Annotated in this window: 13 protein-coding genes; 3 read left to right on the top strand and 10 right to left on the bottom strand. The window is 42.7% G+C overall.

Annotated elements, in window-relative coordinates:
- Positions 1 to 19: 19 nt before the first annotated feature.
- On the bottom strand, positions 20 to 178 hold the full coding sequence (locus FD960_RS08145) for a hypothetical protein (protein ID WP_215298544.1): 159 nt from the start codon (positions 176 to 178) through the stop codon (positions 20 to 22).
- A 226-nt stretch (positions 179 to 404) separates the two neighbouring features.
- Between FD960_RS08145 and FD960_RS08150 the strand changes: the two genes are divergently transcribed.
- The gene (locus FD960_RS08150) at positions 405 to 869 is read left to right on the top strand and encodes an Hsp20 family protein (RefSeq protein WP_215298546.1); all 465 of its coding nucleotides are present in this window, start codon (positions 405 to 407) and stop codon (positions 867 to 869) included.
- Between the two features lie 642 nt (positions 870 to 1,511).
- Here the strand turns inward: FD960_RS08150 and FD960_RS08155 are convergent.
- Entirely contained in the window at positions 1,512 to 1,931 is a 420-nt protein-coding gene (locus tag FD960_RS08155) for a CHRD domain-containing protein (protein ID WP_068949268.1), read from the bottom strand.
- Between the two features lie 152 nt (positions 1,932 to 2,083).
- On the opposite strand from FD960_RS08155, the gene senB reads away from it, so the two are divergent.
- Positions 2,084 to 3,040 carry a selenoneine biosynthesis selenosugar synthase SenB gene (gene senB, locus FD960_RS08160; RefSeq protein ID WP_215298548.1) on the top strand — a complete coding sequence of 319 codons (957 nt, stop codon included), beginning with the start codon at positions 2,084 to 2,086 and terminating at the stop codon, positions 3,038 to 3,040.
- Between the two features lie 11 nt (positions 3,041 to 3,051).
- Here senB and egtD read toward each other — a convergent pair whose 3' ends face one another.
- The 7 genes from egtD to FD960_RS08195 are packed head-to-tail and all read right to left on the bottom strand — an operon-like array spanning position 3,052 to position 9,580.
- Complete coding sequence (gene egtD / locus FD960_RS08165) at positions 3,052 to 3,984, bottom strand: L-histidine N(alpha)-methyltransferase (RefSeq protein WP_228385065.1); 933 nt, start codon at positions 3,982 to 3,984, stop codon at positions 3,052 to 3,054.
- 29 nt (positions 3,985 to 4,013) lie between these two features.
- Positions 4,014 to 4,808 (bottom strand): phosphonate ABC transporter, permease protein PhnE, encoded by a 795-nt coding sequence (gene phnE / locus FD960_RS08170; protein WP_215298550.1) that lies wholly within the window; start codon positions 4,806 to 4,808, stop codon positions 4,014 to 4,016.
- Positions 4,805 to 5,632 carry an ABC transporter permease gene (locus FD960_RS08175; protein WP_215298552.1) on the bottom strand — a complete coding sequence of 276 codons (828 nt, stop codon included), beginning with the start codon at positions 5,630 to 5,632 and terminating at the stop codon, positions 4,805 to 4,807. The genes phnE and FD960_RS08175 overlap by 4 nt, the downstream gene beginning before the upstream one ends.
- Positions 5,633 to 5,634: 2 nt before the next feature.
- Positions 5,635 to 6,420, bottom strand: coding sequence for a phosphonate ABC transporter ATP-binding protein (locus FD960_RS08180; protein ID WP_371817426.1), 786 nt, complete (start codon positions 6,418 to 6,420; stop codon positions 5,635 to 5,637).
- Positions 6,417 to 7,289, bottom strand: a complete 873-nt coding sequence (locus FD960_RS08185) for a putative selenate ABC transporter substrate-binding protein (protein ID WP_068949272.1) — start codon at positions 7,287 to 7,289, stop codon at positions 6,417 to 6,419. The genes FD960_RS08180 and FD960_RS08185 overlap by 4 nt, the downstream gene beginning before the upstream one ends.
- Positions 7,290 to 7,328: 39 nt before the next feature.
- Entirely contained in the window at positions 7,329 to 8,369 is a 1,041-nt protein-coding gene (gene selD, locus FD960_RS08190; RefSeq protein WP_068949273.1) for a selenide, water dikinase SelD, read from the bottom strand.
- 59 nt (positions 8,370 to 8,428) lie between these two features.
- Positions 8,429 to 9,580 (bottom strand): SUMF1/EgtB/PvdO family nonheme iron enzyme, encoded by a 1,152-nt coding sequence (locus FD960_RS08195; RefSeq protein ID WP_215298558.1) that lies wholly within the window; start codon positions 9,578 to 9,580, stop codon positions 8,429 to 8,431.
- A 445-nt stretch (positions 9,581 to 10,025) separates the two neighbouring features.
- On the opposite strand from FD960_RS08195, the gene FD960_RS08200 reads away from it, so the two are divergent.
- The gene (locus tag FD960_RS08200) at positions 10,026 to 10,592 is read left to right on the top strand and encodes a YceI family protein (RefSeq protein ID WP_215298559.1); all 567 of its coding nucleotides are present in this window, start codon (positions 10,026 to 10,028) and stop codon (positions 10,590 to 10,592) included.
- A 186-nt stretch (positions 10,593 to 10,778) separates the two neighbouring features.
- Here the strand turns inward: FD960_RS08200 and FD960_RS08205 are convergent, their stop codons facing one another.
- Positions 10,779 to 11,381: a nitroreductase family protein gene (locus FD960_RS08205; protein WP_215298561.1), complete on the bottom strand. Its 603-nt coding sequence runs from the start codon at positions 11,379 to 11,381 to the stop codon at positions 10,779 to 10,781.
- Between the last annotated feature and the right edge of the window lie 818 nt (positions 11,382 to 12,199).

A 12,199-nucleotide genomic window follows, 5' to 3' on the forward strand; every position in this document is an offset into this window, starting at 1 on the left:
CTGGAACGGCCAGTGGGTGCTACTCCACCGACCCACGCACCTCACCGCAAGGCTCTTCCCGAAGAATTTCCTTGCGACTCCTTTTTTGAAGGTATTCCAAAATCAAGCGCTTGAGCTTGGGTCTAGTAATGGGCTCCCGGTTATTTTCCTGGAGCTCTAAATGGTTAGTTTCGGGCATGTTGCTTTCTCCATGAAATCAATTAGCTATCAAATTACCTGCAAGTGACAAAGGGCAATACCTCCCAATCTCAATGGGATATTTTGTCCTTTTGCCTATACATATAGGCTAAAAAATTGAAATTCAAGGCCCTTGAAATTGAAAAATTCCACCCTTAAATAGTCTCTAACTAGATGCCTTCGGGGTCTAGGAAATTGTGAACTTGCTTAAATTTAAGGAGAAAACGATGTCTTATCCATTTGGTAAAAATGTATTACTAAGTTCCGTAGGTTTTGATCGCCTCATCGATGCGATGGAAGCAATGAGCTCGGGGGATAGCCTCAGTAAAGCTCAAAGCTATCCCCCATACAACATCATCAAAAAGAATGAACGTGACTACGCTATTGAAATCGCAGTTGCTGGCTTTAAGAATGATGAGATTGATATTACCGCTGAAGGCAGCAAACTAACAGTTGTAGGCAAGGTTAAGGCCGAGCAGACTGGCGAATACCTCCATAAAGGCATTGCTAACCGTGACTTTAGCCACGACTTTACCCTAGCCGAAACCGTGATTGTGCGTTCAGCCGATGTCGAGAATGGCTTACTGATCATCAAGCTAGAGAATGTGATTCCCGAGGAAAAATTGCCACGTAAGATTCTGATTGGTGGCAACTCTAAGCTGGTGATTGAGGAAGTCAGAGAAGCGGCTTAATTAAAATGAGCTGGCTCAGAGCCATCTTAGCCAGCTTACTTCTTAATATTTACCATGATATGGATACGCGCTAATCACGGAATCATTAAAAATGGGAAATAATAAAATCCATCTTATAAGTCTCACCTTGTTTGCCTTGCTAATAGGATTCCTCATAATCCATTGGGATAGCTCCCACCCTCTCACAAATGAAATGGGGTGGGCATTAAAGCAGTTACCAGAGGTGAAATCTTTGGAGTATTTTGAGGTATTAAAGAAAAGTTAGGCGGCCAAAATAGAAAAACGACTTAAGAATCTCTCCCTAAGTCGTTGATATTGCTGGTGGGCCCACCAGGACTTGAACCTGGGACCAAAGGATTATGAGAGCAGAAGCCCAAGGCAGACCCATATAAACAGGGGTCTGCGGGTGGACAGTGTCGGTGTGTAAGTAAATGTGCAAGCAAATTCAGGGGTTTAAAGAAATTGGTCTCTCGCTCTTTTATTTTCGAAACCAACGGATTTTTGGAGCAACCGTTTAGCACTTCGTTGCTCCAAAAGACTTTTTAAAGGAATAAGCGTTACTTAAAGTAACGCTCAAAAAAACCACCCGAAGGTGGTTTTGGTAATCCTTAGTGACATGAAGCAGAGGAAGTATTTCCATCCTTAGGGCTTAAGCTGAGCCCTGATTTCACCAGGTTTATTTGTAGCGCTATGAACATTGAGATAGAGATTGCCGCTCTTTAGGCTTTGGATCTGAGCCTCGGTTAATTTAGCACCAGCAGGTGCTGACCAAACATTATCCGCAGTCTTGGTAAATGGCACGATTACGGGTCCATTTTGACCCATTGGCGCTTCATGAATATGCGCCATAGTCCCCTCCATACCCATAGTAGTGATAGTTCCGGATACGGAGCCATCTGGAGCAACCATAATTGAACCTACTCCAGATGCAGAAGTCATGACTGGAGGAACCTCTTGAGACCCGGATAGGGTTACTTTCATGGACTGTGCTGATACACCAAATGAGGCAATCCCAACACCTAATACCAAAGCAGCTTTAGCAAAAACATGATTAATCTTCATCTATATCTCCAATCGGGTTAGCGAAACCTCAGACTATCACATACATAAGCGTAAAACATGACGATTAAAGGGCCTTGAACATATCTTTCCTTTCTACCCTAGAATCTTGTGGAGCACAAAACTTTAATCTGAGCTAACTGGGAAATATTAATTTGAAATTGCGTATTGAAATCGTAACCCCTGCACCTCCTGGTACTCTTCATGGAAACCGTATTACCGCCTTACGATGGCATCGATTTTTGTCACATTTAAATTACCAAAGTATTGTCACTGAGAAATGGTCTAAAAAACCATGTGACGTTCTGATTGCGCTCCATGGGCTACGAAGTCATGACTCTATTCAAGGGTTTAAAAAAGCCTACCCTAATCATCCAGTCGTTTTAATAATGACCGGAACCGATATCTATAGAGATCTAAAAAATTCAACCAAGGTTATCAAGTCAATGGAGATGGCCGATGCGATTGTGGTTCTTCAACCAGATGCTATTCAATCCTTACCTAAGAAATTTCACCATAAAATCCAAGTGATTTACCAGTCAGTAAAAGGCATTACTAAAAAATCTCCGCCGAAACGTCATTTTTTAGCCAGCATCATTGGCCATCTGCGGTCTGAAAAAGATCCCTTTTGTGCAGCGCAATGCCTGCCTTTATTGCCATCAAACAGCAAGGTCCAGCTAGTGCAACTCGGTAAGGCAATGAGTCCAGAGTTTAAAAAACAAGCAATCTCGATTGAAAAAAATGTTATGCGTTATCGATGGTTGGACCAACTGAGTCACTCTAAAACGCTACAGTGGCTCTCTCGCTCACACGTGATGATCATCTCCAGCATTATGGAAGGTGGCGCACATGTGGTGTCCGAAGCCATCGCAATTGGCATCCCCGTAATTGCATCAGACATTCCAGGCAATCGCGGCTTACTAGGGGATACCTACCCCGCTTACTATCCAGCAGAGGATAAAGTTGCCTTAAGCAAACTACTAAACAAGGCTGAAGCCAATCCAGTCTTTTATCAAAAATTGTGTAGGGCGATTGCTTTACGACAGAAGATCACCAAACCAGAATTAGAACAAAAATCTATTCAAAAGCTCATTAAAAGCCTGATTAAATAACCAATCAGACCCTATGCTGTCGCATAAACTACTAAAAAGTAGCAATTTGGATCAGTCCAGGAGTGTACGGCTTTAAAACCGCCGCTCATTAAAAGAGATTCAAATTTTTCTTGCGTGTACTTATAGCTATTTTCAGTATGAATAAGCGCACCGCTATCAAAACGCCTTTTACCTCCAGGGAACGAAACTACTTGACTCCGAGAAGATCGAAGATGCATTTCAATTCGAGCAAGTTGCTCATTAAAAATTGCATAGTGCTCCCAATGCGCCAAATTAAAGTCCGTTTTAGCCAGACGATTTAGGTGCAAAAGGATGTTTTTATTAAAAGCTGCAGTAATTCCAAGGGCATCGTTATAAGCTCGAGATAGAACTGCGTGATCCTTAACCAGATCAACTCCGATCAATAAACCCCCATCACCTTGGCAAACTTTCACAATATTTTTGAATAGCCCTAGAGCAGCCTCTGGGTCAAAATTTCCGATGGAAGAGCCTGGATAAAAAAAGGTTTTCTTTCGGCCCACTAGATCAGGAAATGCCATTTCTTCCTGTAAATCACAGGTTTGTGCCTGCATCTGAATTTGTGGGAATTCTTTTTGTAAGCCTGAGATTGCTTGCTCTAAAAATTCTTTTGAGATATCTAGAGCGCGATACTCTTTGGGTAATAGGGTGTCAAACAATGCACTACCTTTTTCGCAGTTACCAGCCCCTAAGTCCAATAAAACATCGCACTTTCCAATCGCCAAAGCAATCGCTTCGCCGTTTTGCATCATGATTTGTTTTTCAGTTCGAGTTGGGTAATACTCTTCCAAAAAAGTAATTGCCTCAAATAAGTGAGATCCAATTTCATCATAGAAAAACTTTGGAGATATAGATGGCTGCTCCTGTGAAAGACCAGCAATAATTTCATCAACTAACTTTTGATTTGGCATATGCTCTTGACTCACTTCAATATTCCTTTTTAATACGACCTAGTTTAGCCAAGACTGTGCATTTGCACTCTACGGAGTTTGTTGCTAATCATGTCTACAGCTACAACTAGGATAAGCATCGCCATGATCACCGTTGAGGCTTGCTGCTCATGCAATAAAGAGAGCTCATAGTACAAAATTTGTCCAAGACCCCCTGCGCCGACAAATCCTAATATCGTGGCCATACGTATATTCATTTCCCAACGATAAAGACTATAAGAGAGAAGTTGAGAATAGACCCCCGGCAAGGCCCCATAAATAAATGCTTGAGTATTACTTGCCCCAGCTAACCTCAGTGCTTGTGTCGCGTTAGGAGAGTGATTTTCCAGGGTCTCGCCAAATAAACGCCCTAGCACTCCCGTGGTGTGCAAGGCGAGCGCTAAGGTTCCAGCAAATGGGCCCAAACCTACTGCTAACACCATTAATACCGCCCAAACAAGCTCTGGCACCGAGCGCAGAAAATTTAAGAAAAAACGGGTCGCCACTTTTGCGCTACGACCAAACTGTCCAGCTGCTGGTAGCGCCAGAAAAAGACTCGCAATTGCCGACAATAAGGTGGCCATGGCAGAAATGGCCAGGGTCTGCAATACACCACTCCACACCTTCTGTAAAAAAGATGGCGAGAGATCTGGTGGAAAAAAGCGTGCTGTATAAATGGCAATGTCGCTCATAGCTTGCTGAGTAAACAAAGCCAGAGGATTCAATGAAAGATAGGCAAAGCTCATCACAATGAATATCGCAACCAGTAAAAGCGTAATGAGGCACTTAAGACAAAATTTGCGAGCAGGATAGTGGTTCATGCGAGCTGCCGACGAATGATGAGGCTGATGTAGTCTGCGAGTAAAACAAGCAATAAAAACATGATTAGGATGGTAGATACCTCACCACCATTAAGCATCTTCATTGACTGGTCCATAAGCTGCCCTAAGCCACCAGCGCCCACAAAACCCATGACCACCGAGGCTCTAACTGCACATTCCCAGCGATATATGGTGTAAGAAGCCAGTTCTCGTGAGGCGCTTGGCAATAACCCATATAAAAATGCATTGATACGGCCACTACCTAACATCAGTAGCGCTTTAGCAGGTAGCGTGTTTTCAGTTTCCAGGATTTCGGAATACACTTTTGCGAGCATGCCACCATAGGTAATAGCGATTGCTAGCACCCCCGCGATTGGGCCTAAACCAAATACTCTCACCAAAAGCAAGGCCCATACAATTTCTGGAATACCCCTGAGCAGTAATATCAGCATTCGGGCAAGATATCTACCAAGTTTTGCGACGCGATGACCTGAGGCAGGACCAATACGCGAAATCGATAGGCTATAAGTGATGATGAGGCCCAGTGGAATTGCCATCAGCATTGCCAAGGCAATACCTGCTGTTGCCATGGCTAAAGTTTCTAAAGTAGCCTTGAATACCAAAGCTAAAAATGATAGTTGCAGATTAGGCGGAAAAAACTGAATTAAGAAGTTAGTAAAAACTTTAAGATTGCTAACTTCAAATAATTTAAATACATCAAACTGTGCCAATTGCATCATTGGCCATAAGATCGCTAACGCAATACACGTCACCACAAAACGCCTGAGCGCATCTGGATCTCTAAGATAGACCGCTCTTTTCATATCTATGTATTTACGCTACCTTGTTTTGGCAGAACACCACGTTCGGATGCATACAACTGTTGCAGCAAACTTTCATTCACTTCAGATGCTGGTAAGTCAAAAAAGACTTCCCCATCCTTCAGTCCAATGATTCTGGGGAACCATCGCAAAGCAATATCTACTGCATGAAGACTAGCTACAAAACAAGCATCTCTACTTTGGGCATCCTCTAAAAGACGCTGAATGGTTAAATCAGAAAGGACGGGATCCATCGCTGATACTGGCTCATCAGCCAGTAATAAATAAGGCTTCTGGTACAGCACGCGCGCGACACCCACTCTTTGCAATTGACCTCCAGACAGGCGGTCACAACGATCAAAGAGGCGGTCGGCGAGATCGATTTTTTGCAGACATAACTGCGGACCCGCGATATCTATCGGATAGATTAATGACAGAAGAGATTTCCAGAGCGGCCACTGACCAAGACGACCAGCTAAGACAGCGGTAATCACTCTTTGTCTTGGTGGGATCGGGGCTGCTTGATGGACTAAGCCTATTTGAGAGCGTAAACGGCGTAATTGCCCTTTTGAAATCGCCCATGGATCAATACCCAATAACGATATAGACCCAATACTAGGGCGCAGTGAAGTCGCTATCAAGTTAAGCAAGCTCGTTTTGCCAGAGCCAGATGATCCAATAATCGCAATTGATTCACCAGCTGAGGCGCTAATGTTGATATTTTTTAGCGCTTCTTTTCCATTGCTATGACTAAAACTAACTTGCTTAAATGCAAATGCTATTTTTTTCACTTAATCAAACCAGCACCAATTGCAGCCTTTTCAATTTCATCGTAGTTAGATGATTTAGTAGGGATATATTTGCTAGCCCTCTGAAGATCCATTAATTCTTTATGAGCAGGATCATTGGAATTCAGCTTTAAAAAAGCATCGCTAATTTTTTTAGTTACCGCTGCATCCAAACCACCTCGTACGGTCCAGTTATAATCATGGTACGGAGGCGTTGTATAAAGAACTTTTACTTTTTCGGTATTAGGATTTTTAGCATCAGACAATTTATCCCAAACAGATGCATTTAAAGCGCCAGCATCTGCTTTACCGCTAGCAACAAATGCGACTGTTGCGTCATGGGCTCCAGAAAAAGCAATACTCTTAAAGTCTTTATCTGGGTTAATGCCTGCCTTCATTAGGTAAAAACGCGGCATTAAATGGCCTGAAGTAGATGATGGCGAACCAAAAGCAAAGGTCTTGCCCTTTAAATCTGTCAAATTCTTTGCCGAGCTAGCATCAGGAATAATAAATTTACTCGTAAATTTTTCATCTTCAAGACGCTGAATGATCGGCTTGACGGCGCCATTCGTACGAATTTTTGCTTGAATATAGGTAAACCCGCCTAACCATGCCATATCGATTTTATTTGTTGCCAGCGCCTCAACAACTGCGGCATAGTCTGTCACGGGCGTAAATTCAACTTTCATGCCAGTCTCTTTAGAAAGATATTCGCCTAAAGGAAGAAATTTTCTTTGTAGCTCGGTTGGTGATTCATCCGGAATCGCGGAGACGCGTAAGACGGCTTGCGCCTGAGCTGGAAGCGTGAACATGCTACAGCAAAGCGTTGTTAAAACAAGGCCGAGTGAAAATTTCAAAGTATTTAGTTTCATGTTGTTCGGATACTTTCTATTGAATTAAAGAAGTAGAGCTTAGGCTACAGAAACACCTGAGCCCTGTACAAATTGGCCTATTTTTTGAGCTTGGCTAAATCCATCTGCCCTGAGAATTTCCAATACCTGCTCAGTCGCTTCTGGGCTACAAGAGATTAATAAACCACCACTAGTCTGGGGGTCGGACAAGAGGTTTTGCTGCCACTCATTCAAATGAGAGGCCAGCTGTATTTCATGACCATAACCCAGCCAGTTACGTGGTGATGCGCCAGTAAAGATGCCTTCTTTTACCAGCTTGACCGCCTCAGAAACTACTGGAATAGAGTCCCACTGAATCTGAGCTGAAAGCTTTGCTCCACGGCACAGTTCCAATAAGTGCCCTGCTAAGCCAAACCCTGTCACATCCGTAAGCGCATGCACGCTATCGAGTTGGGATAGCGCGACGCCAGGTTTATTCAGCTTAGTCGTTAAGGCAATCATCTCCTGGTAAGCAGAGTCAGAAAGCTGCTCTTTTTTTAGCGCAGCAGAAAGAATACCTACACCCAAGGGTTTGCTAAGGATGATGCTATCGCCTAACTTTGCACCGCTATTACGCTTGAGTTTTTTAGGGTCTACTACGCCAATGGCGACCAAGCCATAAATGGGCTCCACAGTATCAATGGAGTGACCCCCAGCAATCATAATCCCAGCTTCTGCGCATACCGACTCACCACCAGCAGTAATTTGCTGAATGACCTCCAAAGGAAGGACATTGATTGGCATGCCTAATAGCGCTAGAGCAAAAAGAGGTTGGGCGCCCATAGCGTAAATATCTGAGATCGCATTTGTTGCTGCAATTCGCCCAAATTGATACGGATCATCAACAATCGGCATAAAGAAATCGGTTGTCGCTACGATCGCCTGATGTTCGTTGATTTGATAAACAGCGGCATCCTCATTGTTATCAGAACCTGCTAGTAGTGCAGCAGGTATCTGGCGAATAGGAGAAGATTTCAGAATATCGCTCAAAACACCTGGAGCAATTTTGCAACCACAGCCTCCGCCGTGAGAGAGGGAGGTAAGACGACCGTTATATGTCATGTTGAAGAACTCAATTTAAAAGTAAGAAGATGTCAGCGAAGTATGTGAGCTTACCTAATTTATGCCAAACAGGTACGAAAGCCGCAAAAAAAGTCACTGCGGGAAGGTAGGTAAAAATTACGAAATTGGGGTCGACGCAGATAGTCGGGGGTATATACACTCCAGCCCTTCAAAACCCGATGCCTGCTATCAAACCATGGGGCCGAATAATCTTGATAAGGATCGGAGCTAAAGCCCTCAAAAGGCTTAAAAGTACTGCTAGTCCACTCCCATAAGCTGGAGGGTTGCCATGGCTCATGTGCTGATGTCATTAAAAGGCTAAGCTCATTTTCAGTGGGGAGTCGAACACCCTTCCATAAACAATACTGCTCAGCATTATGGGCAGAGATATGTCTTACTGGAGCATTAAGATCCAACTCTCGCCACTGATCAAAAAAACGCTCAAACCAAGTATCGCCCTCTTTTTTCCAATACGTAGGTTGATGCTCTACATAGCTTATTCCTGCATCATTTAGAGATCTTAAAAACTCTACATATTCACCGCTGCTAACTGCATGGCTTGAAATTGAAAAATTGGGGACTAATACTTCATGCTGCCATTTTTCATTATCAAAAATAAAGCCTGTATTTGGTGTGGACCCAAGCTTAAATTGAGACTGAGGAATATGGATATATCTTGGCTCTAAGTCTTTCTGTTGGTCTTGTATAGAACCCAGACTTTGTTCTAGCGGCCAGACGTAACCTAAAGATTGCCACATATAAGCAAATGCTTCATTGTGCATATCCTCATGATAGAGGGCCAATTGAATAAAGTAAGCCTGCTCAGGGCTCAAGGTTCCAGATCTGAGAATGGCAAATGTACGCTCCATCACATTCGAAAAGTAATTCATCAAGATATCGATAGAAGGTATTTGTACCTGCCAGCGATCATCATGAATCATTTCAGAAGAATTAAATAAAGCATCTGCACGAGCCAAAAAGGAGGGATTAGATGCCGCTCCTTTACGATGAACCCAAAATTCGTGAAACCAAATCAGATGGCCAAACTCCCAATGCGGAGGGTTTAATCCGGGCAATAAGGCGACTGTTTCCTGGCCGTGATCAAGCTTACTAATGATAGTTTGTGTCACGTGAGTCGAGCGCTCTAAATCTTTTAGAAGCTTATTGGGTAATGGCCAAGGCTCGTAGCGCAGATAGTCAAACTGTGTCATTTAGATTTAGAAAATGAAGGTCATCAATATCGCTGTACTACTTAGGCAAGATCTCAAGTAATTCTTCAAAGGTTTTATACCCCATGATGGGCATGAAACTTCGCAGTGAAAAATTCTTCTCACTAATGAGCGTTGACCCCTGCATTTATCAGAAACAATATTGCTTAATTGACTAAGATCATCTAAATCTCGCATCTGACTTGGTGAGTTTCGGGGAAGCATTGTTTCTGGCTTTTGATTTAGTAATATTAGTATTGGGCGTGATACGGTTGTTAATTAAATGAATGAACTTATATAAATAGATTTTATGCTCATTCTTACTTACCTTTTACAGTCTCAATTGATGCCTTAACTGTCGGAAAGACTAAAAACAAGGTATTTAGGCCTCTATTGAGGATAGGGGCGCTGATTCTGCACATTCTCATATCAACACCTAAAATATCTAATGAACTTTTTTTATATATGTGCCCTACTGCTGACCTTGATGGCTTCCTCGGTACAAGCAGCAGAAATTTATATTACCGACCCTGAGCACACCTTTGTTAGCTTTAGCTACAAACATTTAGCTTACTCGATTCAAACTAGTCGTTTTGATAAGGTGAATGGAACTATTACACTCAATGATCAAATGGATGGGGGCACTATAGATATTGGCATTGAGACTGGCTCAATTAGCACAGGCTCCGATACTTTTAATAAGTTACTTAGAAGCGAAGATTACTTTAATTCTGAAAAATTTCCTGTAGCCAAATTCACCTCTGATAAGGTTACATTCAATAATCAGGCTATTACATCGCTCACTGGCGAGCTGACCATTAAAGGCATTACCAAGCCTATTAATATTGAAGTAAGTAACTTTGCTTGCAGTCGTAACTTGATTACTTTGAAATATATGTGTGGCGCCAACGCAAGCGCGAAGTTAATTCGCTCAGAGTTTAATCTAGGAAAATATGTGCCATTTGTTGGCGATGAAATAAGCTTAAATATAGTGATTGAAGCGTCAAGAGAATAGCCTTAATTACACTGGTCGCCAATAGAGTCTGCAAGCAATAAGGCTTCATTTGAGCGCCAAACCCAACAGAGCCATATAAAAATATAAAGCCCTCACCATTTCTGATGAAGGCTTTAATCAACCTACTAGGACCTGAGCTTAGGCTGAATTTCTCGTACCGTTTAAACCCATTCAGAAAATATCAGCTTAAAAATGGTTTTCAATCAACATTTCTGACTTAGGAATAAATCCAGGTTTAGGCCATGCTGGTTTAATACCCTTACCAACGACTAACATTGCAGCAATGGCATAGTCTTTAGGTAAATGAATTAATTCAGCAACCTTATCAAAATCAAAGCCAACCATTGGGCATGAGTCATAACCCATTGCTTTGGCTGCGAGCATCATCGTTTGTAGCATGATGCCAGCCGAACGCATTGCTTCATCTCTTTGTAATTGCTCTTTTCCAGCATAAAAAGGATGAATCCAAGGAACTAAGATATCTTGAGCTTCTTTGGGTGCATTTACCCAATATCGGGCAGGATCCTTGTCCCAAGCCTTGATATCCACAGTTACTACAAATAATAGAGATCCATCAGTAACTTGAGCCTGATCATGAGCAGCTTCTCGTAATTTTGCCCTTAAAGCCTTGTCTGTAACATTCACCAAACGCCAGTGTTGGATATTGAATGAGGATGGCGCCTGCATAGCAAGGTCAAGCAACTGCTCTGTCTCTTGCTTAGTAAATTCATGGCTTGGGTCAAAATACTTAACGGCCCTACGTTCGTGGATTGCATCAAATGTATTCATTAACTTCCTCAGTGAGATTCAAGCTCTGATAATACGGCAATATTCAAAAGACAAAACCCTCACCGTTGCTGATGAGGGTTTGCTTTTCTGGTGGGCCCACCAGGACTTGAACCTGGGACCAAAGGATTCCGGTTTGTGTAGCTTTCACTACTCCCTGGACTATGCCTTCATCATATTCAAACTTAACATCTGAACTTAGATGGGTGCCGTCTAGTCTCTACACCTTCAACAGCACTTTCACGCTGAAGCTTGGCTCGGCGTTAGCTTGTGCAGCTTTTGGCTGCATTTAGCTTTCTCCGAATTTGACACCATCCCTTATGCAGTTTCCACGCATAAGGCACAACTTTCGCTATAAGTCCTCTGCTCTAACCAACTGAGCTATGGGCCCTAAAACTTTACGTTTACTACACACCTTGCTGCTGGTGTTTTTTACTACAAAACCACATAAAAACCACATTTACTACACACCATGAAAAATGCCCTGGTGTGTAAGCGGTGTGTAAGCAATTTTGACCACCTAATTCACCACTAAGCTCTTGAATCTATTGAGGTCTTTGTTACAAGACCCCTAGGGCTTCTTTCTTATGAGAGCAGAAGCCCATAATAGAGCCATATAAACAGGGGCTCTGCGGGTGGTCAGTGTCGATGTGTAAGTAAATGTGTGAGCAAATTCACGCATTTACTAGAAGAGCTCTCGGACTCTTTGGTCTTCAAAACCACAGGAATTTTGGAACAACCATCTAGCACCTCGTTGCTCCAAAGTACTTTCTAGAGGAATAAGCGTTACTTTGAGTAACGCTTATGTAGCGAGGGGCAAC

It is taken from the genome of Polynucleobacter sp. AP-Nino-20-G2, from assembly GCF_018688235.1.
Classification (GTDB): Bacteria; Pseudomonadota; Gammaproteobacteria; order Burkholderiales; family Burkholderiaceae; genus Polynucleobacter.

What these genes read in the sequence shown, in the direction of transcription:
- FD960_RS08145 (WP_215298544.1), bottom strand. Translation starts at nt 178, where the DNA reads ATGCCCGAAACTAACCATTTAGAGCTCCAGGAAAATAACCGGGAGCCC.
- FD960_RS08150 (WP_215298546.1), top strand. Translation starts at nt 405, where the DNA reads ATGTCTTATCCATTTGGTAAAAATGTATTACTAAGTTCCGTAGGTTTT.
- FD960_RS08155 (WP_068949268.1), bottom strand. Translation starts at nt 1,931, where the DNA reads ATGAAGATTAATCATGTTTTTGCTAAAGCTGCTTTGGTATTAGGTGTT.
- phnE (WP_215298550.1), bottom strand. Translation starts at nt 4,808, where the DNA reads ATGAACCACTATCCTGCTCGCAAATTTTGTCTTAAGTGCCTCATTACG.
- FD960_RS08175 (WP_215298552.1), bottom strand. Translation starts at nt 5,632, where the DNA reads ATGAAAAGAGCGGTCTATCTTAGAGATCCAGATGCGCTCAGGCGTTTT.
- FD960_RS08185 (WP_068949272.1), bottom strand. Translation starts at nt 7,289, where the DNA reads ATGAAACTAAATACTTTGAAATTTTCACTCGGCCTTGTTTTAACAACG.
- selD (WP_068949273.1), bottom strand. Translation starts at nt 8,369, where the DNA reads ATGACATATAACGGTCGTCTTACCTCCCTCTCTCACGGCGGAGGCTGT.
- FD960_RS08195 (WP_215298558.1), bottom strand. Translation starts at nt 9,580, where the DNA reads ATGACACAGTTTGACTATCTGCGCTACGAGCCTTGGCCATTACCCAAT.
- FD960_RS08200 (WP_215298559.1), top strand. Translation starts at nt 10,026, where the DNA reads ATGAACTTTTTTTATATATGTGCCCTACTGCTGACCTTGATGGCTTCC.
- FD960_RS08205 (WP_215298561.1), bottom strand. Translation starts at nt 11,381, where the DNA reads ATGAATACATTTGATGCAATCCACGAACGTAGGGCCGTTAAGTATTTT.